This is a genomic window from Oceanicella sp. SM1341 (assembly GCF_003448965.1).
Taxonomy (GTDB): Bacteria; Pseudomonadota; Alphaproteobacteria; order Rhodobacterales; family Rhodobacteraceae; genus Paroceanicella.
Genome location: NZ_QRGC01000006.1, coordinates 156508 through 177920, shown reverse-complemented (window position 1 = coordinate 177920; position 21413 = coordinate 156508). Strand labels below are relative to the sequence as shown.

Here is a 21413-nt window from a genome sequence, read left to right as displayed (position 1 = left end):
ATGATCGTCTTCAACAACGTCACCAAGTACTTCTCCACCCGCGTGGGCGAGAAATGGATCGTGCGCAACCTCGACCTCACCATCCCGCGCGGGCGCAGCATCGGCCTGCTGGGGCGCAACGGCGCCGGCAAGTCCACCCTGCTGAAGATGATCTCCGGCTCGCTCGACCCCGACGAGGGCCGCATCGACCGGCACGGCCGCATCTCCTTCCCGCTCGGCTTCTCCGGCAGCTTCCACCCCGGGCTGAGCGGGGCGCAGAACGTGCGCTTCGTCGCCCGGGTCTACGGCGTGGACACCGAGCAGCTGGTGGAATACGTGCAGGAATTCGCCGAGCTCGGCGCCTTCCTGCACGAGCCGATGCAGAACTACTCCTCCGGCATGCGCGCCCGCCTCGCCTTCGGCGTGTCGATGGGCATCGCCTTCGACTACTACCTCGTCGACGAGCTCACCGCCGTGGGCGACGACAATTTCAAGCGCAAGTGCCGCGCGGTGTTCGACCAGCGCCTGCAGAGCTCGGACGTGGTGATGGCCTCGCATTCCACCTCCACCCTGCGCTCCTACTGCCAGACCGGCGCTGTGCTGGAGAACGGCGAGCTCACCTATTACGAGGACATCGAGGAAGCCATCGAGGTGCACCTGCGCAACATGCGCGGCGCGGACCAGTGATCCCGGGCGCACTGCGCCGGCTCCTCCCCGCCAGCCGCGCCGACGGTGCCGCGATGCTGGAGCGGGCCTGGTGGCTGGGCGCCGCCGCGCGCGGCGGCCCAAGGCTCTCCATCCTCCCCGAGGGTGCCGACTGGCGCGCAGCCCCCGGCGCCTGGATCGGCTTTCTCGCACCGGGAGACCGGCTCGCGCCCCATGCCGCGGCGGTGATCTCCGCCGCGCTGGCGGACCGGCCCGCCGCCCGCCTGCTCTACACCGACACCGCGCTGGAAGGCCCCGCCGGCCATGCCGGCCTCGAAGGCCCCGCCGGCCCCGCGCCCTGGCTGAAGCCCGGCTTCGACCCCGTGCTGCAGGCCGAAACCGGCTATGCCGGGCGCCTCGCCCTCTTCCGCCGCGACCTGCTGGAAGAGACCGGCTGGCAGGGCTCCGAGGCCGCCACCGTCTCCGCCGCCGCCCGCGGCCTCGGCGCGGAGGCGATCCTGCACCTGCCCTACCCGGCCGTGATCGGCCCGGCCGCGCCCTGGCCCGCCTCCGCGCCGCTGGCCCCGCCCGCGCCGATGCCAAAGGTCTCGGTGATCATCCCCAGCCGCGACCGGCCGGCGCTGATCTCCACCGTGCTGCGCGGCCTCATCGAGGACACCGCGCATCACGGCACCCCGCCGGAGATCATCGTGGTCGACAACGGCTCGACCGACCCGGAGGTGGCGGCCCTCTATGCCCGCCTCGCCGGGCGCATCCGGGTGCTGGCGCATGACGCGCCGTTCAACTTCTCCGCCATGGTGAACCACGGGCTGGAGGCGGCCACGGGCGAGGCCTTCCTGCTCCTGAACAACGACATCGAGGTCACCGACCCGCGCTGGCTGGCGGAGATGTGCGCCTGCCTCGCGCGGCCGGGCACCGGGGTGGTGGGGGCGAAGCTGCTCTTCCCCGACGGCACGGTGCAGCACGCGGGTGTCACCATCGGGCTCGGCGCGGGCTACGCCGGCCACCCCGACACCGGCAGCCCGGCCGGGGCACCCGGGCCCGGCGGCCGCCTGCTGCAGCGCCGATCGCTCTCCGCCGTCACCGGGGCGGCGATGCTGATCTCGCGCGCCTGCCTCGAGGCCACCGGGCCCTTCGACGCACAGCGCTTCGGCATCGCCTACAACGACGTGGATTTCTGCCTGCGCGCCCGGGCGCTCGGCTTCGGCGTGACATGGAGCCCGCTGGCCCTGCTCACCCACCACGAATCCGCCACCCGGCGGCGGCGCAGCGGCGCCGCCCTGCGCCAGTTCCGCGCCGAGAAGGCCGCCCTGCGCGCCCTGCACGACACCGGCCGGGCGGAAGACCCCGCCTTCTCGCCCTGGTTCGCCCGCCGGCTGCAGCCCGGCTACCGGCGGCTCGCCCGCCTGCCGGAGCCGCGCAGCTTCATGCCGGGCGGGGCGTGACGCGCTCAGCCCTGCGGCGGCAGGCCCTCCAGGACCTTCTCCAGCACATAGACACGGATGGCGGAGGCGAGCCCGGTCTCGGGGTCGCGCTCGGCATCGATGCGGGCGGCGAGTTCGTTGAGCGCCAGGTCTTCCCGCGCCGCGATGCGGCGGAAGGCCGCCCAGAAGGCATCCTCCAGCGACACCGAGGTGCGATGGCCGCGCAGGGTGAGCGAGCGTTTGACGGGACGGGCCGAGGACATGCGCCCAGATGTACCCGCATCGCGCCGCCGCGTCACGCGGCCCGTGGCCCGCGGGAGGGAGCCCCCCCTGCGCGGCACATCCCGCCCGGGACCGGGTGCGGGCCGCGGCCGAGGGGTGCGAGGCGCGGGGGCTCCACGGCTGCCACCCCGGGGGCGCGCGCGGCCCGGCCGCGCGGGATGCGCCGCCGGGCATTGCACCGGCGCGATTTGGCGCTAGCCTGAGGGAAAACCGGCCCCCCGGGGGCCTGCATGGCGGAGGAAGATCAACATGAAGCTCGACGTGATGCTGCCCGTGAAGGCCGTGTCCTGGGGGCTCGGAGTGATGGGGCAGGAGAAGTCCTTCATCGCCAACCCGATCATCGGCTCGGCACGGCTCAACCGCATGGGCCTGCACCGCGCCCGCGTGCGCTTCGCCGAGCGCATGGCGGCCGCGCGCCGCGCCCGGATGCACGCCGTGCCCGAAGCCGACCGCGCCGCCTATGACCGCGACGGTTTCGTGGTGAAGGAGAACTACCTGCCGCCGGAGGTGTTCGAGGCCGTCTGCCGCGAGGCCTTCGAGACGCCGCTGCCCGCATGGGAGATGCGCCAGGGCCACACCGTCACGCGGATGACCCCGCTCACCCTGTCGCGCCGCGACCGCGCGCCCGCCTCCGTCGCCGCGGTGCGCGACCCGGCGCTGCGCGCCCTCACCGGCTACGTGGCCGGCCGCTCGGGCGAGCCGATCCACTTCATCCAGACGGTGATCGCCGAGCCCTCGGGCGGCGAGGCCGACCCGCAGACCGCCCTGCACGCCGACACCTTCCACTCCACCGCGAAGTTCTGGCTGTTCCTGCATGACGTGGGCGAAGAGGACGGGCCGTTCATCTTCTCCCCCGGCTCGCACCGGCTCACCCCGGAGCGGCTGGACTGGGAGTACCGCCAGAGCCTCACCGCCCGGGCGGACGCCCGCGCCCACCATTCCTTCGGTTCGTTCCGCATCCTGCCGGCCGATCTCGAGGCGCTCGGCTACGCCGCGCCGCGGCGCATGGCGGTGAAGGCGAACACGCTGGTGGTGGCCGACACCTTCGGCTTCCACAGCCGCGCGCCCTCCGACCACGCCACCACCCGGGTCGAGCTGCACGGCTACCTGCGGCGCAACCCGTTCACGCCCTGGAACGAGGCGGACTACCAGTCCCTCCCCGGCATCCGCGGCCGCCAGCTCGACATCCACCTCGGCTGGAAGGATTTCTCCGCCACCCGCCTCGGAAAGCCCCGCGTCTGGCAACCGGTGGGCAACCTCACCGGCCGCGACCCCGCGCGCCTCTGACACGACAGAACCCTGCGGTCCGGACCTCGCGCCCGACCCACGCTCACTCCGGAGGGCCTGTCGGCCGGGACCCCTCCCGTGTGCCGGCCACCTGACGGTGTCCGGCCCTTTGGGCCGGGCCGGGTGCTGCGCACCCGGCAGGCCCCGCACTCTCCCGCGGCGCATGACCACCCGCCGGGCCGGCTTCCGCACGACGTCCCGCCGCGCGGCACGCGCGGCCCGGCCCAAACCGCAGGAGACGCGCCCCGCGGGGGCGGGTCGTCGCAGGACGGGAGGGCTCCGGCTGCCATGGTCGACGGCAGGGGTTCACGCGTGCCGCCAACCTGCGGGTGTCCGGCCGTCAGGGCCGGGCCGGACGCTGCGCACCCGGCAGGCCCCGCACTCTCCCGCGGCGCATGACCACCCGCCGGGCCGGTTCCGCGGCCCCCCGCCGCGCGGCACGCGCGGCCCGGCCCAAACCGCAGGAGACGCGCCCCGCGAGGGGCGGGTCGACGCAGGACGGGAGGGCTCCGGCTGCCATGGTCGACGGCAGGGCTCACGCGTGCCGCCCACCTGCGGGTGTCCGGCCGTCAGGGCCGTGCCGGGCGCCGTGCACCTGGCCGGATCGGCGGCGAGGCGGCTGTCGGGCGTGGCTTGCAGGGCGGAGGTGTCACGGTGCCGTCACCCCGGGGACACGAGGTCTTCGCAGCTGCGGCATAGACAGGGGGCGAGGCGTTCGACGAGGCAGGTTCGCAGACATGGCTCAGTTCCGGGTCACCGCCGGGCCGCAGGGGCTGTTGCCCGGCGGGTCCGATGACGCTCCCCTCGCGGGCTTGCTCCGTGCAGCCCGGGCCCTGCCGCCGGGCGCGCCGCTGCTCGTGCTCGTTCACGGATATCGCTACGACCCCGCCAGCCCCGGCGCCTGCCCGCACGGCTCGCTCTACTCGGCCGGCGGCTGGCCGGCGCAGCTCGGCTTCGGCCCGGCGGGCAGCGGCCTGTGCATCGGCTTCGGCTGGACCGCCCGCGCCCCGCACCTGCCGGAACTGCTGCGCTCGGGCCGCACCGGCTTCGCCCGGGTCTACGACCGCGCGGGCGAGACCGGCGCCGCCCTCGCCGGCCTGCTCAACCGGCTGGGCGCGGCCCTGCCGGGAAGGCCGGTGGACATCCTCGCCCATTCGCTCGGCGCGCGGGTGGCCCTCTCGGCCCTGCCGCATCTCGACGGCCCGGGCGCCGCGGCGCTGGGGCGGATGATCCTGCTCGGCGGCGCCGAGTTCGCCGGCCGGGCCGAGGCCGCCTTCGCCGCGGCACCGGAGCAGGCACGCCCCGAGGTCTATTCCATAGTCGCCCGGCTCAACGACCCGTTCGACGCGCTGTTCGAGCTCTTCGCCCCGCGCGGCCCGGGGGCGGACCACGCGCTCTCCCGCCGCCTGCCGCGCCTGCGCAACTGGCTCGCCCTGCAGATCGACGGGCCGGCCACCCGCCGCTGGGCGCGCTCGCGCGGCATCGCCCTCGCCGCCCCCTCGGCCCGGGTGGCGCACAACGGCTTCTACACCCTGCCCGGCGCGATGGCGCTCTATGCCGGCATCCTGCGCGAGCGCGAGATCTTCTCCGTCGCCGCCCTGCGCGGCAGCCCGGCGCTGGCCGAGCACGAGCCCCGCTGGGCGCGCTTCGGCCCGCTGCCGCCGATGCCCGGCGCGGGGCTCGGCCGCGGCGCCTTCCGCCCGCGGTTCGGCGGCCCGCGCCCATCGTGACGCGCGCGGGGTTGCGCAGCAGGGCATCGCAGGCCCACATTAACCTCTTCCGAAGCAGGGGAGAGACGCATGCCCGCACCGATTGAGCTGCATTACTGGCCGACACCGAACGGCTGGAAGATATCCATCGCGCTGGAAGAGATGGGCCTGCCCTACGAACTGCACCTGGTGAACATCGGCGCCGGCGAACAGTTCGAGCCCGGGTTCCTGAAGATCGCGCCGAACAACCGCATGCCCGCCATCGTCGACCCCGAGGGGCCGGACGGCAAGCCGATCTCGGTGTTCGAGAGCGGCGCCATCCTGCAGTACCTCGCCCGCAAGACCGGCCGCTTCTACGGCAGCACCCCGCGCGAGCAGGTGGAAGTCGAGGAATGGCTGATGTGGCAGATGGGCGGCGTGGGCCCCATGGCCGGCCAGGCGCATCACTTCCTCAAGTACGCCCCGGCGATGGACCCGCCCAACGACCTGCCCTACGCCAAGGACCGCTACCGCAATGAGGTGGGCCGGCTCTACGGCGTGCTCGACCGCAGGCTCGAGGGGCGCGACTTCGTGGCCGGCGCCTATTCCATCGCCGACATGGCGATCTGGCCCTGGGCCTCGCTCTGGGAGGGCCAGCAGCAGGACATCTCCGGGCTGAAGAACCTGCAGGCCTGGCTGGAGCGCGTGGGCAGCCGCCCCGGCGTGCAGGCCGGCCGCGCCCTGGCGGCGGAGAAGCGCAACCAGATCCAGGACGATCGCAAGGCGCAGTCGGTGCTCTTCGGCCAGAAGGCGCGCTGAACGCGAAGCCCGCGGCGGCCGGCTCGCACCCGGCCCCGCGCCCGCCGCGAACCGGGGGCCGGAGGCGCGATGGCCGCCTCCCCGGCATCCCCGGGAACACCGGCCGGTCGCCGCCGGGGCGGAGGACGGGCCGCTCCCGCTGCGCGCCGAGCCCGGGGGCCGGCGCGCGCGGGGTCGGGTCGTGTGCCCGTCCACCGGCCGCCGCGCGGTGTCGGCGAACTCCGCACCCAGGCGGCCCGGGGGGTCACATGAGATCCTCGAGGCGGATCGGCAGATCGCGCAGCCGCCGGCCGGTGGCGTGGAACACCGCGTTGGAGATCGCGGCGGCCACGCCGACCACGCCGATTTCGCCCACGCCCTTCACACCCGCGCGGTTCACCTGATGGTCCTCTTCCGCGACCATCATCGCCTCGACATCGACGATGTCGGCGTTCACCGGCAGCAGGTATTCGGCGAGGTTCGCGTTGATGTAGCTGCCGTTGCGGTGGTCGATCTCGCTGCGCTCGTGGATCGCGGAGCTGATGCCCCAGATCATGCCGCCGATGAGCTGGCCGTGGGCCGTGCGCGGGTTGATGATCCGCCCCGCGGCAAAGGCGCCCACGGCACGCGGCACGCGGATTTCGCGGGTCCGCGCATGGATGCGGACCTCGACGAACTGCGCGCCGAGCGCGAACTGCACGCGGTCGGCCAGATGCACGCCGCCCGCCGGCGTCGCCCTGCCGCGGTAGAGGCTTGCCATGCTCTCCGCCGGCAGGCCGTGCGCGCGGACTTCGGCGAACTCCTCCACGACCCACATGCCCGACGCCTGCAGCGCGGGCATGACCTCGGCCGGGGAGCCTCCCTCCACGCCCAGCCGGCGACGGATGGCCTCGCAGGCCGCCATGATCGCCGGCGCGACGCTGGCGGTGGAGGAGGAGCCGCCCGCCACGATCGCCGGCGGCAGGTCGGTATCGCCGAGCGAGGCGGTCACCTGGTCGAAGGGCACGCCCAGCTCCTCGGCGGCCACCTGCGCCATCATCGTGTACATGCCCTGCCCCAGCTCGTGGCCGGCGCTCGACACATGCACGCGCCCGTCTGCCGAGAGACGCACCCGCGCCGCCGAATTTCCGGCATAGGTGGGGTAGAAGGCGGTGGCGCAGCCCCAGCCGACCAGCCAGTCGCCATCGCGCATCGACCCCGCCTCCCTGCTTCGGTCCTTCCAGCCGAAGCGCGCGGCCGCGTCGTCGAAACAGCGCATCAGCGAACGGCTGGTATAGGGCAGCCCGGCAACCGGCTCGGTCTGCGTGTCGTTGACGCGCCGCAGTTCGACCGGGTCCATGTCCAGCGCCACGGCGAGTTCGTCGAGCGCGGTTTCCAGCGCGAAGCCATAGGGCATCTCGCCCGGTGCGCGCATGAAGCCGGGGGTCGACCGGTCGGCGGCGACGGTATTGATGCGCACCGAGATGTTCGGGCAGGCATAGAGCCTTGCGGTCATCGACGCCGCGCCCATGGCAACGGCATCCGCGCGCGAGGTGAGCTCCCACCCCTCCTGCCGGAGCGCGAGCAGGCGCCCGTCGCGGTCCGCGGCGAGCTGCACGCGATGCCGTGTCTCGGCGCGATAGCCGGAGACGGTGAAGCCCTGCTCGCGCGTCGCCACCAGCTTCACCGGCCGGCCGAGCCGGCGCGCGGCGATCGCCACCAGCGCCGTGCGCTGGGTGAGGAAGCCCTTCGCGCCGAACGCGCCGCCGACATAGGGGCTGACGACGCGGATGCGCCCGGGGTCGATGCCGAGCTGCTCGGCAAGCCCGAACCTGACGTTGTTCACGTACTGGCTGGGCTCGTGAACCGTCAGCCGGTCGCCCTCCCACGCACATTGCGTGGCGAACAGTTCCATCGGGTTCTGGTGCTGGGCGGGGGTGGTGTAGCCGGCATCCACCCTGACCGGCGCGGCCGCGTAGGCGGCGGCGAAATCGCCGGTGTCGATCGTCATCGGCTCCACCGCCTGCGTGACCGCATCGGCTGACCGGATGTCGGCGGCAAGCGTCGGGTGAGGCGCATAGGCGACGACGATCCGACGCGCGGCCTCCCGGGCGGCCTCGAACGTCTCCGCGACCACCATGGCGACCGGCTGGCCCCAGTACACGATATCGGCCGAGCCGAGCGGGCGGACGGAATCCGAGATGTAGCCGCCCTGGTAGATGGCCGGCATGTGTCGGGGGTCGTCGCCGATCGTCTCGTGGGTCAGGATGTCGATGACGCCGGGAACCGCGCGCGCCGCTGCCAGGTCGAAGGACCGGATCGTGCCCCGGCCGATGCGACTGGTGTGGAGATACGCGTGGGCGGTCCGGGGAAGCCGGACATCGCTCGGGTAGCGGGCCTCGCCCGTCACCTTGGCGCGGCCCTCGTAGCGCGGTGGCGTCTGGCCGGGCTTCACGTCCGGCGCGGGGAACAACGGCTGGTTCATCGGGGCGTCTCCATGGTGGCGAGTTGCAGCAGCGCGCGCACCAGCGTCTCCTGGCCGAGCTCGACCTTGAACGCGTTGTGGGCGTGGGGCGCCGCTTCCGTGAAGGCGGCCTGCGCGGCGGCGCGCGCGGCCTCTTCGGTCAGCTTCCGGCCGCGCAGCAGGGCTTCGGCCTCCCGCGCGCGCCAGGGGACGGTGGCGACACCGCCGAGTGCGACCCGCGCCTCGCGCACCGTGTCGCCCTCGAGGTCCAGGGCCACGGCGGCGGAAGCGACCGCGAATTCGTAGGACTGCCGGTCACGGACCTTCAGATAGAGCGAGCGACGGAACCAGCCGCCGGCCGGAACGATGAACTCGGCGATGATCTCGCCGGGCCGCAGGCTGGTCTCGAGATGCGGTGTCGTGCCCGGCGCCCGATGCAGCCGCGCGAAGGGGATGGTGCGGCCGCCACCCGGGCCGGCGATGACGACGGAGGCGTCGAGGGCGAGCAGCGCCTGCGCGAAATCCCCCGGATAGGTCGCGATGCAGTGGTCACTGGTGCCGAGCACGGCGTGCGCGCGGTTCACCCCGTCGAGCGCCGCGCAGCCGCTGCCGGGCACACGCTTGTTGCACGCGCTCCAGGACGTGTCGCGGAAGTAGGCGCAGCGTGTCCGCTGCAGCACATTGCCGCCGAGGGTCGCCATGTTGCGCAGCTGTGCGCTGGCGGCAAGCGACAGGCTCTGCGCGATCATCGGCGCCCGGGCGCGCACATCCGGATGGTCGGCGGCTTCCGCCATCCGGGCGAACGCGCCGAGCCGCAGGCTCGTGCCGTCCCATCGGATGTGGCCTGCCTCCCCGCGCAGCGCGTTCAGATCGACCAGCCGGTCGGGGCGGCTCACCTCCAGCTTCATGAGATCGAGCTGGGTCGTGCCGCCGGCAAGGAAGGCGGCGGAGGAATTCGGTTCCGCGGCAAGGGCATCCCGCATGTCGATGAGGGCCTCGGCCAGGGAGGACGGGCGCGAATAGTGGAATGGACGCATGGTCAGCCCCCTTCGACCTGATCGCGGGCCTGCATCACCGCGGCCACGATGTTGGGATAGGCGGCGCACCGGCAGATGTTGCCGCTCATGTATTCGCGGATGGCTTCCGGCGTTGCGGCATGGCCCTCGCGCACGCAGCCGATCGCGGAGAGGATCTGGCCGGGCGTGCAGTAGCCGCACTGGAAGGCATCGCGATCGATGAAGGCCTGCTGCATCGGGTGAAGATCGCCACCCGGTTCGGCGAGGCCCTCTATCGTCGTCACCTCCCGCTCCCCGACCGATACGGCGAGCGTGAGACAGGAGAGCTCACGGCGCCCGTCCACGAGCACCGTACAGGCGCCGCACTGGCCGTGATCACACCCCTTCTTCGCCCCGGTGAGCCCGATATGCTCGCGCAGCGCGTCGAGCAGCGTGGTCCGGGCGTCCATCTCCAGCCTGTGCGTGCGCCCGTTCACCTGCAGGGCGATCCCGGCAGGGCCGGCAGCCTCCGGTACCGGCGTGGAGCGGTCAGCCTGCGCGCCGGCATCCCCGGGCAACAGGGGGGCCGCGCCGGCAAGTGCCGACCCGATGAGAAACCGTCGCCGACTTTCATGGATCCTGACTTCATGGTCGTTCTCTTCAGCCATCTCGTATCCTGACATGTGTTGCGCGGCGCGGTTCGCGATGACGGGCGCGGACCGCCGGATCAGGAGGGCGGGGAGTTCCGCCGGGAATGCTGCCGACACTCCGGGGGCCGTGGCCCCGACCGGCGCTGCATCGCCATCTCCTGTGCCTGCCATCAGACACGCAGCGGCGACATGCCGATATGCAGGTCCGATCAGATACCGGCCCGATAATCTCAACGAGTGGGAAGGCGGAGTGCCCCTGTCGGCCTCCGGAGGGTGCGGACGAACCGTTGCGCTGGCCGGCGGAGACGCGCGGCGCACCCGCGCAAGCGGGGCGGGCAGAGGCGGACGGAGCCCGGCGCCACCCCGAGGCCGCGCCTCGCCACCGAAGCGCGGAGAGGCCCGTCGTGTGGTCTGAACCGATGGCTGCGGGAAGGCGGCGCGGGCGGTTTCGCGGCGGCCCGGCCCGGACCTTCCCGATGCGAAGCGATCAGGGGTGCCGCGTGCCTCGCGCCCGGGGCGCAGCGGTGGTTGTCCGGTGGTTGCCTGCCGCAGAAACAAAGGCGGCGACCCTGGGGTCGCCGTGCAAAGCCTTTGATTTTCTTCGCAAATTGGAGCGGGCGATGAGATTCGAACTCACGACCCTAACCTTGGCAAGGTTATGCTCTACCCCTGAGCTACGCCCGCTTCCGTCTTGCGTGAGGGGGATTTAGGAGATTCGCCGGGGGAACGCAAGCGCCTTTTTCAGACCGGATGGAAAAGAATTTCCCGGGCCCGCCCACGCCTCTTGCAGCCCCCTTCCCCCCGGGCCATCGTGCCGGTCTCAGCAGGCCGCAGCGCAGGAGGACAGCCATGCCCGCAACCGAGGAACAGCTTCGCGCGCGGCTCGACGCGCTCGGCATCGCCTACAGCCACCACACCCACCCGCCGCTGCGCACCGTGGCCGAGAGCAAGGAACTGCGCGGCGAGCTGCCGGGCCTGCACGTGAAGAACATGTTCCTGAAGGACAAGAAGGGCACCACGCTGGTGCTGGTGACCTGCCGGGAAAACCGCGACATCCGCATCTCCGACCTCGAGAAGGTGCTGGGCACGAAACGGCTGAGCTTCGCCAGCCCGGAGCGGCTGATGGAGCACCTGGGCGTCATCCCCGGCGCGGTCACCCCGCTCGCCGCGATGAACGACGCCGCCGGCGCGGTGCGCGTGGTGCTCGACAACGCGGTGACCGCGGCCGATCTCATCTGCTGCCACCCGCTGCACAACGAGGCGAGCGTGGCGCTCTCCCCCGCCGACCTGCTGCGCTTTCTCGCGGACACCGGCCATGCCCCCGAGACGGTGGATTTCGACGCTCTGGAAGCGGCCGCCCTTGGCACCCGGGCCGCGGGGCTCTAGATAGGGGGAGCCGGCGGGACTGCTGGCCGAAACCGGAGGGACGAACATGCTCGAACTCGGACAGGACAGCGGTGCCGCGGCGGATCTGATCTCCGAAGGCTCCGAGGCCACCTTCATGGCGGACGTCGTCGAGGGCTCGCGCGAGACCCCGGTGATCGTCGATTTCTGGGCCCCCTGGTGCGGCCCCTGCAAGACCCTCGGCCCGGCGCTGGAAGCCGAGGTGAAGGCGCAGCGTGGCAAGGTCCGCATGGTCAAGATCGACGTGGACCAGAACCAGATGCTGGCCCAGCAGATGCGCATCCAGTCGATCCCCGCGGTCTACGCCTTCGTCGACGGCCGGCCGGTGGACGGGTTCATGGGAGCCCAGGGCCCGGCGCAGATCAAGGAATTCGTCGCCCGCATCGCCTCGATGGGCTCCGAGGCCGCCGGCCTCGAGGAAGCCATCGCCGCTGCGGAGGAGATGCTGGCCGAGGGCGCCGTCACCGACGCCGCCCAGACCTTCGCCGCCATCCTCGGCGAGGAGCCGGAGAACATCCGCGCCATCGCCGGCTTCGCGCGCACCCATGTCGCGATGGGCGACCTCGCGCGTGCCGCCGAGATCCTCGCCATGGTGCCGGCCGACAAGGCGGGGGATCCCGCCGTCGCCGCCGCCCGGGCCGAGATCGACCTCGCCGGCGCCTCGGCCGATGCGGGCGAGACCGCAGCCCTGCGCGCCGCGGTGGAGGCGAACCCCGCCGACCACCAGGCCCGGCTCGACCTCGCCACCGCGCTGATCGCCGAGCGCAAGTTCGAGGAGGCGATGGACCAGCTGCTCGAGAGCTTCCGCCGCGACCGCGAGTGGAACGAGAGCGCCGCCAAGGAGCAGCTCTTCAAGCTCTTCGACCTGCTCGGCCCGAAGGACCCGCTGGCCCAGAAGGGCCGCCGCCGCCTTTCCTCCATCATCTTCAGCTGAGGGGGTGGCATGCGGCGGTTCACGCTGGCCGACCTGCCCGACACCATCCCGGTCTTCCCGCTGCCCGGGGCGCTTCTGCTGCCCCGGGCGCGGCTGCCGCTCAACATCTTCGAGCCGCGCTACCTCGCCATGCTGGAGGACGCGCTGAAGACACCCGAGCGACTGATCGGGATGATCCAGCCGATGGAGGGCGGCAAGCGCCTGCACCAGATCGGCTGCGTGGGGCGCGTCACCTCCTTCAACGAGACCGATGACGGGCGCTACATCATCACCCTCGGCGGGCTCTGCCGCTTCCGGGTGGGGGCGGAGCATGACGGCTTCACCCCCTACCGCCGCTTCCAGGTGGACTGGGGCAGCTTCGAGCGCGACCTCGGCCCGCCGGAGAGCGACGCGAGCTTCGACCGCGAGGCCTTCCTCAAGGTGCTCTCGCGCTATTTCGAGGTCACCCAGCTCAGCTCGGACTGGGACGCCCTGAAATCCGCCGACGAGGAACTGCTGATCAACTCGCTCTCCATCCTCTGCCCCTTCGAGGCGGAGGAGAAACAGGCGCTGCTGGAGGCCCCCAGCCTCGAGACCCGGCGCGAGACCCTTGTCACCCTCATGGAATTCGCCCTGCGCGGCGGCACCGACGGAAACCTGCAATGACCGATACGCCCGACACGCCCGGGACCGACACCGACGCCCCCCGGCCGCCCGGCTTCGACCGCCGGATGCTCGAGGCGCTGGTCTGCCCGGTCACCCGCGGCCCCCTCGCCTGGGACGCGGAGGCGCAGGAGCTGATCTCGAAAGCCGCCGGCTATGCCTTCCCCGTGCGCCAGGGCATCCCGATCATGCTGCTCGACGAGGCCCGCCAGCTCGAGGACTGAGGCAGGCGGAGCGGCTCGCCCGCGCTGCTCGCCCGCGCTGCTCGACAGCCGCCTCGAACGCTGCTGACCGGGCGCGGGGGGGGGCACGGAGGCCTCCCGCCCCTCCGGCGGACAGCCGCGCTGCGCGCGGAAGCCGCCTCCGCGTTGGGCCGTGCCGGCCCGCTGCGCGGTCCGGCGGCCCCGGCACAGCGGCCAGCCGCACACCCACATCATCTGTCAGCCCTGCACGTTGGACCCTGCGCCCTGCGCCCTGCGCCCTGCGCCCTGCGCCCTGCGCCCTGCGCCCTGCGCCCTGCGCCCTGCGTCCTGCGTCCTGCGTCCTGCGTCCTGCGTCCTGCGTCCTGCGTCCTGCGTCCTGCGTCCTGCGTCCTGCGTCCTGCGTCCTGCGTCCTGCGTCCTGCGTCCTGCGTCCTGCGTCCTGCGTCCTGCGTCCTGCGTCCTGCGAAAACAGGGAAGTCGCGGCGATCTGGAGTGCAAGGTGCGGGAGTGGCACGGACATCACCCGTTGCATGCCCCCGATGATCGCATGAAGCTTTTCAGGACCGCCGGAAGATCCCGGCCTCAGGCCCCGCCGCTGAGCGGCGCGCGCGAAAACACCTGGTAGGGCCCGGCCTCGTCCTCCTCCTCGGCCTCGAGGGTGAAGCCGCAGGCCTCGAACAGGGCGCGGCTGCGCGGGTTGTCGGTGTCGATCTCGGCGCGCACCCGGGCCACCTGCGCCGGCAGACGGGCGAGGCGGGCCATGATCAGCTCGCGCCCGAGGCCGCGGCCCCGCGCCCCGGGCGCGAGGGCGAGGCCCAGCGTGGCGAGGTCGCCGTCGAGCCGCAGCGCGTGGTCGCCCAGCAGCGCGTCGGAGCCGCGGTCCGCCACGGCGAGGTTCACCCAGCCCCGGCCGGTGCCGGGGCGCGCGGGGGCGAGGAGATGGCGCTCGAAAGCCTCCGCATCGGCGCTCCACTGCATGAAACGGGCGATGTCGGGGTCGGCGCGCAGGCGGCGGTGGGCGGGGAGGTCCGTCGCCCGATAGGGGCGGATGCGCAGGCGCTCGGTCTCGAACCGGGTGAGCGCGCCGGTCACCGGCGGCTCAGAGCGGCCGGCCGCGCAGCAGCCGCGGCAGGTCGCCCATGCCGCCCGCCGCCTCGCGCATGAAGAAGCGCCGCGCCGCGGGCAGCCGGCCGACGAGGCCGAGGCCGATGTCGCGCAGCGGGCGCAGCAGCGGATTGTCGTTGGAAAACAGCCGGTTGAGACCGTCGCAGGCCAGCGCCACGGCGGTGGCGTCGAAACGCCGCCAGGACTGGTAGCGCTCGAGCGTGAGCGGGCTGCCGATGTCCTCGCCGATGCGCGTGGCGTCGACCAGCACCTCCGCCAGCGCCCCCACGTCCTTCAGCGCGAGGTTGAGCCCCTGCCCGGCCAGCGGATGGATGCCATGCGCGGCATCCCCCAGCAGCGCGAGGCGCGGGCGCACGTATTCCTCGGCCAGCGACAGGGTGAGCGGGTAGCTGTAGCGCTTGCCCTCCAGCCGCGTCTCGCCGAGGAAATCGCCGAAACGGGCGCGCAGCTCGTCGTGGAAGTCAGCGTCGGGCAGGCCGATGATCCGCCGCGCGTTCGCTGGCGTCTCGGTCCAGACCAGCGAGACGCGGTTGCGCGGCAGCGGCAGGATGGCGAAGGGGCCGGCGGGCAGGAAATACTCGTGCGCCACGCCCTCGTGCGGGCGGTCATGCGCCACGGCGCAGACAAGGCCGGTCTGGCCGTAGTCGCGGCGCATGTGGCGGATGCCGGCGCGCGCGGCGATGGCGCTCTGCCGGCCGTCGCAGGCGATGATCAGCCGGCCGGTGAGGCGGGTGCCGTCCTCGAGCGTGAGGCTGGCGCCGGCGGGGCCGGTTTCATGGTCGGTCACGCGCACCGGCGCGCGGTGGTCGATGAGCGGCTCCTCGGCCACCGCCTCCAGTGCCGCACGGCGCAGGATGCGGTCCTCCAGCATCCAGGCGAAGGGGCCGGCATCGCCCTCGCGGTGGTCGAAATGCAGGAAGAACGGCGAGGGCGCGGCGCCGATCCGCCCGTCGGAGACCACGATGTCGCGCATCGGCTCGGCGAAGGTCTGCAGCCGCTCCCACAGGCCGAGGCCGTCGAGCAGCCGGGCGCAGGAGGCGGCGATGGCATAGGCGCGGCCGTCGAAACCGGCGGCGCCGCGGGCCTGCGCGGGCAGGCTGTCGCACAGCACGCTGGAGAGGCCGCCGCGCGCCAGCGCGAGGGCCATGAGGCAGCCGGCGATTCCGCCGCCGGCGATCAGCACGTCCGTATCGGGTTTCATGGCCCGGCATTATGGCCTTCGCGGGGGCATTGTCCATGCGGCGCGTGACACCCCGCGGCCGGCGCCGGAGCGGTGCGGGACGGCGCGCCGGCATGCGTGCCGCATGCCGCTTTCCGGCAGGGCCGGAAAGGCGATCTGCCGCAGGCAGAGCGCGCGCGCCCCGGCGCCCTGCCCCGGCCGGTCGCCAGTGGGTCAGTGAGCGGGCACGCTCAGCGGGTCGAGCACCGTGCGCCCGCCGTCGACGGCGAGGATCTGCCCGGTCACGAAGCTCGCCGCCGAGGAGGCGAGCCAGGCCACCGCGTCGGCCGCCTCGTTGGCCTCGCCCACACGGCCCAGCGGCGTCACGGCCAGCATCTTGGCGCGCAGCTCCTCCTGGGCCTTGAGCGAATCGCGCAGGTTCGCGGTCATCACGCCGCCCAGCGCCACGCCGTTCACCCGGATGCCGCTCGGCGCCAGCGCCACGGCGAGGTTGCGGGTCATCTGGTCGAGCGCCGCGCAGGTCACCGAGTAGGACAGCAGGTCCGGCAGGGTGCGCTGCCCGGCGATGGAGCTGATGTTGACGATGGAACCGTTGCCGCCGGCGGGCGTGTCCGTCCGCTCCTCGGCCTGGGCGATCATCCGCCGCGCCACCGCCTGGCTCAGGCGCAGGGCGCCCTTGAGGTTGGTGTCCATCATCGCGTCGAGATCCTCGTCGGCGTTCTCCAGCGGGTCGCCGTAGCGCATCACCCGCGAGGCGTTCACCAGGATGTCGATCTCGTCGTAATTCCCCAGCGCCAGCGCGATGAGGTTGTTGACCGAGAGCTTCTCCTTCAGCTCGCAGGAGAAGGTGACGATCTCGGCGCCATCCTCGCGCAGGTCGCGCGCCTCCTCCGCCAGCTTGGCGTCATTGGTGTCGGTCAGCACCAGGCGTGCGCCGGCCGCCGCGAACTTCCGCGTCACCGCCAGCCCGACGCCGGTCACGGCCCCGGTGATGATCGCGGTCTTGCCACTGAGCAGGCTCATGTGAATTTCCCCTTATCCCCACCGGCGCGACCTTAGGCCAAGCGCCGGGATGACACAAACCGCAATCTTTTCTTTACCCCGTCCGTGCCCGGGGCAAGATGGCGGCAACGAATACCGGAGGGAGCCCATGACAAACGCCGCATACAACACGGACCTGCCGCGCACGCCGGCCAATTTCCAGCCCCTGACACCACTCACGCTCCTCGAACGCGCGGCCCATGTGTTCCCCGACCATTGCGCCATCATCCATGGCGCCGAGCGGGTGACCTACCGCGACTTCTACGCCCGCGCCCGCCGGCTGGGCTCGGCTCTGGCCCGGCTCGGCATCGCGCGCGGCGACACCGTGTCGGCCCTGCTGTTCAACACGCCGCCGATGCTGGAGGCGCATTACGGCGTGCCGATGTGCGACGCCGTGCTCAACGCCATCAACACCCGGCTGGATCCCGCCGGCATCGCCTTCATCCTCGACCATGCCGAGGCGAAGGTGCTGATCCTCGACCGCGAGCTGGTGCCGCTGGCGCGAGAGGCGCTGGCCCTCGCCAGCGTCTCGCCGGTGATCATCGAGTACGACGACCCCACCGCCCCGGGCACCGACAGCCTCGGCGGCACCGGCTACGAGGCCTTCCTCGAGGGCGGCGACCCGGAGTACCCCTGGGCCATGCCGCGCGACGAGTGGGACGCCATCGCGCTCAACTACACCTCCGGTACCACGGGCGACCCGAAGGGTGTCGTCTACCATCACCGCGGCGCCACGCTGCTCGCCACCGGCAACGCGCTGCATGCCGGCATGGGCCAGCATCCGGTCTATCTCTGGACCCTGCCGATGTTTCACTGCAACGGATGGTGCTTCCCCTGGACGCTCTCGGCGGTGGCTGGCACCCATGTCTGCCTGCGCGCCGTGCGGGCGGGGGCGATGTATGACGCGATCGTCGAGCACGGCGTGACGCATATGTGTGGTGCGCCCATCGTCATGTCTACCCTGCTCGGCGCGGGCGAGGGCGAGCGGCGCGAGGTGCCCCAGCAGGTGGAATTCCTCACCGCCGCCGCCCCGCCGCCGGAGAGCGTGCTGGCCGCGATGGCCGAGGCGGGCTTCCGCGTCACTCATGTCTACGGGCTCACCGAGGTCTACGGCCCCGCGGTGATCAACGAGTGGAAGCGCGAGTGGGATGCGCTCGACCCGGAGGCCCAGGCACGGCTGAAATCCCGCCAGGGCGTGCGCTACGCCGCCCTCGAGGGGCTCGACGTGTTCGACATGGAAACCGGCGCGCCGGTTCCGGCCGACGGCGCCACCCTCGGCGAGGTGGTGTTTCGCGGCAACGTGGTGATGAAGGGCTACTTCAAGAACCCCTCCGCCACCGACAAGGCGCTGAAGGACGGCTGGTTCTGGTCGGGCGACCTCGCGGTGAAGCACCCGGACGGTTACGTGCAGCTCAAGGACCGCTCGAAGGACATCATCATCTCCGGCGGCGAGAACATATCCTCGATAGAAGTGGAGGAGGTGATCTTCAAACACCCCGCCGTGGCGCTCTGCGCCGTGGTGGCCAAGCCCGACGACAAGTGGGGCGAGACGCCCTGCGCCTTCGTCGAGCTGCGCCCGGGCCGCGAGGCGACGGCGGAGGAGATCATCGCCCATGCCCGCGCCGGGCTCGCCGGCTTCAAGTGCCCGCGCTTCGTGGTGTTCGGCGAACTGCCGAAGACCTCGACCGGCAAGATCCAGAAATTCGCGCTGCGGGAGAAGGCGCGCCAGTTGTGATCACACGCCCCCGCCGGGCGTGATCACACATCCCGCGCGGTCGCCGGGGCGGAGCGCCGGGGCGCGCATGATCCGGGCACCGGATCATCTTTCCGGCCCTGCCGGAAAGCGGCATGCGGCACGCATGCCGGCGCGCCTGTCCCGCCCTGCTCCGCGGCCGGGGATCAGGCACCGGCGGCGAAAAGCGCCGCGAAGCGGGAGAGGTCTTCCTCGGAGCGTTTCATCGGGTCGTAGCCCGGCTCCGGGTGGCGCTGCACCACGTCCCAGTGCTCGGCGAGCTTGCCTTCGGCGTTGAAGCGCAGGATGTCGACGATCACCGTCGTGGGCAGCAGCTTGTGCAGGATCACGAAATCCCCGCAGGCGAAGAGATGCACCGGGCGCCAGTCCCGCCGGCCGGGGCGCTTGCTCGCCACCTCGTGGAAGTAGCGGCGGATGCCGTCGCGGCCCTGGCCGATGCCCGGCGTGTGCTGGATGTAGTCCTCCGCCACCAGCTCGTCGATCAGCTCGAGATTGTCGCCGTGCAGGCACTCGTCCATGAAGCGCAGCACCGTGCGCTCGTTGGGGGTGAGGTCGGTGCGCTGGCGCGGGTCGTGGGGGTTGGGCTGCATGGGGTGTCCTCCGCTGGTCGCAGCCGGTCCGGGCCGGCCTTGCGGCGCAGGATAGGGCGGCGGCGGCAGCGCCGCCAGCCCCGCGGCCTCAGCGGCGGCCGAAGTTCAGCGACAGCCAGCAGCCGATGGCCGCGAAGGGGATCATGAACATCCACACGCCAGACCAGGCCTCCACCGCGCCCACGCAGATACCGGCGAGCGGCGGGCCGATCAGCTGGCCGATGCCCGCGCCCTGGAACAGCAGGCCGTTGAGCACCGGCGCCTCGTCCATGCCGCGCATCATCCGGGGCACGGCGCTCCACATCACCGCCGCAACCAGCCCGCCCACGAGGTTGTAGGCCGCGGCACAGACCACCACGGCCCAGAGCGGCAGGAAGCCGCCGAAGAGCGGGATGCTCAGCAGCCCGCCGGCCACGAACCCTGCCGCCGCCACGTAGCCCGGCCGCATGCCGCGCCCCAGCAGCAGCCCGGCCGAGAGCGTGGCCGGCACCATGGCCAGCACCGCCCCGGTCACCACCGCGTTGGCGGTGCGCACGCTCACGCCGTAATCGTCGTGCAGCAGGGTGGGCAGGAAGGACATCACCACCAGGCTCGGCGCCGAGAAGCACACGAAGGCCACCACGTGGCGGATCGGGTCGCGCCGCAGGGTGCCGCGCAGGTGCACGCGCCCGGCCACCAGCGGCGGGTCGCGGTGGTAGAGCCGGGCGATGAGCAGGCAGGCGGCGAGATTGGCCGCCGCGACCACGAGGAAGATGCCGCGCCAGCCCAGCACCCCGATCGCCACCGCCGCGACGGCGAGCATCACGCTCACCCCGATGGGCAGCCAGGTGCCCCAGAGCGCCATGGCGAAGGAGCGGTCCGGCGGGGCGGTTTTCGACTGGATGAGCGAGGGAATGGCGGTGACGGTGAGCGAGTAGCCCAGCGCCTCGGCGCCCCGGGTGAGGAACAGCAGCGGGAAGTTCGGCGCCAGCGCGCCCAGGCCGGAGCCGATCGCCCCCAGCGCCAGCCCCGCCACCGCCGCGCGCCGCGCCCCGATGCGCCGCACCAGCAGGCCGAAGCCCAGGCCCCCCACCGCGAAGGCGAGGCTGAGGAGCGAGATGTAGAAGCCCATCGCCGTGAGCCCGGTGCCGAAGCTCTCGCGCAGCAGCGGCACCGAGGCGGACATCTTGCCCACCAGCAGCGCGATGCAGACGCCGGCGAACAGGCCGGCGGCCACGTGCGGCCAGGAGGTGGGCTGGCGGTTGCTCATCGCTTCCTCGGGCGGAATCCGGTCATCACCTTGAAGCCGCCGGCGTTGGCCACGGTCTCGCGCTCCACGAACACCTGGTCGAGCGCTGCCTCGTAGGGGAGCTGCCGGTTCGCCACCAGCCACAGCCGCCCGCCGGGGGTGAGCACCCGCGCCGCGGCGGCGATGAAGGCCTGGCCCAGCGCCGGCTCGGCCGCGCGGCCGGTGTGGAACGGCGGGTTCGTGATCACGACATCGAAGGGCCCGTCGCGCTTGCCCAGCCCGGTGGCATCGGCCCAGTGGAAGCTGGCGCGCGGGTCGGTCACGTTGGTGCGCGCGGCTTCCAGCGCCGCGTGGTCGGCCTCGTAGAGCGCGAGGGAGCGGATGTCCGGATGGGCGGCGAGCACCGCGGCCGAGAGCCAGCCATAGCCGGCGCCGAGGTCGGCCACCCGGCCCTTCAGCCCCTTCTTCTGCTCGGCCAGCGTGGCGGCAAGCAGCTCCGAGCCGGCGTCGGGGTGGTCATGGCTGAACATGCCCGGCGCGGTGAGGAAATCACCGCCGTTGCGGCGCGGCGCGGCTTCCGCGGCCCAGGCGGAGACCGCCTCGGGCAGGTCGGCCGGGCGGGTGAGCCAGAAGGTGCGGCCGTGGCCCTTGGAGAGCCCGCCCTCCACCGGCAGGGCGGATTTCACCCGCGAGAGGATGCTGTCCACCCCGTCGGTCTTGGCGCCGGAGACGATGAGCAGCCCGCCCTCGGGCAGCGCGCCCAGCGCGCGGGCGACGAGGCCGAGCGTCTCGGCGCGGTTGCGGGTCACCAGCACGGCGGCGGAGGCGAAATCGCCCCCCTCCACCCGCGGCGCCACGCTCACGCCGGCGAGCGCGTCATGTTCGGGGCGGAAGCCCTGCTCGCAGCGCAGGCGCTCGGGCCCCAGCGCGGCGAGGCCCGGCCCGGAGCGGGCGTTGAGGAACAGCATCGGGCCATCGGGCAGGGCCACCGTGCCATCGGCCACGGGAAGCACCAGTCGGTCTAGATCGGTCATGGAATTGCTCATACAGTCACATTCGTGCCGCGACCAGTGCCCGGAGCGGCCCCCGCCACGAATCCCT

The 21413-nt window shown here is 72.6% G+C and carries 20 protein-coding genes and 1 tRNA gene; 10 read left to right on the top strand and 11 right to left on the bottom strand.

Annotated elements, in window-relative coordinates; genetic code table 11:
• Together D3P35_RS08415 and D3P35_RS08410 are read left to right on the top strand one after the other, a co-directional pair.
• On the top strand, window positions 1-666 hold the full coding sequence (locus tag D3P35_RS08415; protein WP_118134264.1) for an ABC transporter ATP-binding protein: 666 nt from the start codon (window positions 1-3) through the stop codon (window positions 664-666).
• Window positions 663-2090, top strand: coding sequence for a glycosyltransferase (locus D3P35_RS08410; RefSeq protein WP_118134263.1), 1428 nt, complete (start codon window positions 663-665; stop codon window positions 2088-2090). Before D3P35_RS08415 ends, D3P35_RS08410 begins: the two co-directional genes overlap by 4 nt.
• A 5-nt stretch (window positions 2091-2095) precedes the next feature.
• On the opposite strand, the gene D3P35_RS08405 is transcribed toward D3P35_RS08410, so the two are convergent.
• Window positions 2096-2332, bottom strand: coding sequence for a ribbon-helix-helix domain-containing protein (locus tag D3P35_RS08405; RefSeq protein WP_118134262.1), 237 nt, complete (start codon window positions 2330-2332; stop codon window positions 2096-2098).
• Window positions 2333-2600: 268 nt separating this feature from the next.
• Between D3P35_RS08405 and D3P35_RS08400 the strand changes: the two genes are divergently transcribed.
• From D3P35_RS08400 to D3P35_RS08390, 3 genes are all read left to right on the top strand, one after another.
• Window positions 2601-3638 (top strand): phytanoyl-CoA dioxygenase family protein, encoded by a 1038-nt coding sequence (locus D3P35_RS08400; RefSeq protein ID WP_198670506.1) that lies wholly within the window; start codon window positions 2601-2603, stop codon window positions 3636-3638.
• A 737-nt stretch (window positions 3639-4375) separates the two neighbouring features.
• The gene (locus D3P35_RS08395) at window positions 4376-5368 is read left to right on the top strand and encodes an alpha/beta hydrolase (protein ID WP_198670505.1); all 993 of its coding nucleotides are present in this window, start codon (window positions 4376-4378) and stop codon (window positions 5366-5368) included.
• Window positions 5369-5437: 69 nt separating this feature from the next.
• Entirely contained in the window at window positions 5438-6145 is a 708-nt protein-coding gene (locus tag D3P35_RS08390; RefSeq protein ID WP_118134260.1) for a glutathione S-transferase family protein, read from the top strand.
• A gap of 244 nt (window positions 6146-6389) precedes the next feature.
• Here D3P35_RS08390 and D3P35_RS08385 read toward each other — a convergent pair whose 3' ends face one another.
• The 4 genes from D3P35_RS08385 to D3P35_RS08370 all read right to left on the bottom strand — a co-directional run bounded on the left by D3P35_RS08385 (window position 6390) and on the right by D3P35_RS08370 (window position 10896).
• A complete protein-coding gene (locus D3P35_RS08385; protein WP_118134259.1) occupies window positions 6390-8588 on the bottom strand; it encodes a xanthine dehydrogenase family protein molybdopterin-binding subunit in 2199 nt (732 codons plus the stop codon).
• Window positions 8585-9604: a xanthine dehydrogenase family protein subunit M gene (locus D3P35_RS08380; RefSeq protein WP_118134258.1), complete on the bottom strand. Its 1020-nt coding sequence runs from the start codon at window positions 9602-9604 to the stop codon at window positions 8585-8587. The genes D3P35_RS08385 and D3P35_RS08380 overlap by 4 nt, the downstream gene beginning before the upstream one ends.
• Window positions 9605-9606: 2 nt before the next feature.
• Window positions 9607-10230: a (2Fe-2S)-binding protein gene (locus D3P35_RS08375; RefSeq protein ID WP_118134257.1), complete on the bottom strand. Its 624-nt coding sequence runs from the start codon at window positions 10228-10230 to the stop codon at window positions 9607-9609.
• A gap of 591 nt (window positions 10231-10821) precedes the next feature.
• A tRNA-Gly gene (locus D3P35_RS08370) sits at window positions 10822-10896 on the bottom strand.
• A 165-nt stretch (window positions 10897-11061) separates the two neighbouring features.
• Between D3P35_RS08370 and D3P35_RS08365 the strand changes: the two genes are divergently transcribed.
• From D3P35_RS08365 to D3P35_RS08350, 4 genes are read left to right on the top strand one after another with little or no spacing between them, the layout of a single operon-like run.
• On the top strand, window positions 11062-11598 hold the full coding sequence (locus D3P35_RS08365) for a prolyl-tRNA synthetase associated domain-containing protein (protein ID WP_118134256.1): 537 nt from the start codon (window positions 11062-11064) through the stop codon (window positions 11596-11598).
• 46 nt (window positions 11599-11644) lie between these two features.
• Complete coding sequence (locus tag D3P35_RS08360) at window positions 11645-12550, top strand: co-chaperone YbbN (RefSeq protein ID WP_118134255.1); 906 nt, start codon at window positions 11645-11647, stop codon at window positions 12548-12550.
• A 9-nt stretch (window positions 12551-12559) separates the two neighbouring features.
• Entirely contained in the window at window positions 12560-13195 is a 636-nt protein-coding gene (locus D3P35_RS08355; RefSeq protein WP_118134254.1) for an LON peptidase substrate-binding domain-containing protein, read from the top strand.
• Window positions 13192-13416, top strand: a complete 225-nt coding sequence (locus tag D3P35_RS08350) for a Trm112 family protein (RefSeq protein ID WP_118134253.1) — start codon at window positions 13192-13194, stop codon at window positions 13414-13416. The genes D3P35_RS08355 and D3P35_RS08350 overlap by 4 nt, the downstream gene beginning before the upstream one ends.
• Window positions 13417-13977: 561 nt before the next feature.
• On the opposite strand, the gene D3P35_RS08340 is transcribed toward D3P35_RS08350, so the two are convergent.
• The 3 genes from D3P35_RS08340 to D3P35_RS08325 all read right to left on the bottom strand — a co-directional run bounded on the left by D3P35_RS08340 (window position 13978) and on the right by D3P35_RS08325 (window position 16723).
• Complete coding sequence (locus D3P35_RS08340) at window positions 13978-14487, bottom strand: GNAT family N-acetyltransferase (RefSeq protein WP_118134252.1); 510 nt, start codon at window positions 14485-14487, stop codon at window positions 13978-13980.
• A 7-nt stretch (window positions 14488-14494) separates the two neighbouring features.
• Complete coding sequence (locus tag D3P35_RS08335; protein ID WP_118134251.1) at window positions 14495-15721, bottom strand: FAD-dependent monooxygenase; 1227 nt, start codon at window positions 15719-15721, stop codon at window positions 14495-14497.
• A 192-nt stretch (window positions 15722-15913) separates the two neighbouring features.
• Window positions 15914-16723, bottom strand: a complete 810-nt coding sequence (locus D3P35_RS08325) for an SDR family NAD(P)-dependent oxidoreductase (protein WP_118134250.1) — start codon at window positions 16721-16723, stop codon at window positions 15914-15916.
• A 127-nt stretch (window positions 16724-16850) separates the two neighbouring features.
• Here D3P35_RS08325 and D3P35_RS08320 point away from each other — a divergent pair, with 127 nt between their 5' ends.
• Window positions 16851-18476 (top strand): acyl-CoA synthetase, encoded by a 1626-nt coding sequence (locus D3P35_RS08320; protein WP_118134249.1) that lies wholly within the window; start codon window positions 16851-16853, stop codon window positions 18474-18476.
• 164 nt (window positions 18477-18640) lie between these two features.
• Here D3P35_RS08320 and D3P35_RS08315 read toward each other — a convergent pair whose 3' ends face one another.
• From D3P35_RS08315 to D3P35_RS08305, 3 genes are all read right to left on the bottom strand, one after another.
• Window positions 18641-19084, bottom strand: a complete 444-nt coding sequence (locus D3P35_RS08315; RefSeq protein ID WP_118134248.1) for a nuclear transport factor 2 family protein — start codon at window positions 19082-19084, stop codon at window positions 18641-18643.
• 88 nt (window positions 19085-19172) lie between these two features.
• Window positions 19173-20333, bottom strand: a complete 1161-nt coding sequence (locus D3P35_RS08310) for a CynX/NimT family MFS transporter (RefSeq protein WP_118134247.1) — start codon at window positions 20331-20333, stop codon at window positions 19173-19175.
• Window positions 20330-21346, bottom strand: a complete 1017-nt coding sequence (locus D3P35_RS08305; protein WP_118134246.1) for a class I SAM-dependent methyltransferase — start codon at window positions 21344-21346, stop codon at window positions 20330-20332. The genes D3P35_RS08310 and D3P35_RS08305 overlap by 4 nt, the downstream gene beginning before the upstream one ends.
• Window positions 21347-21413 lie beyond the last annotated feature (67 nt).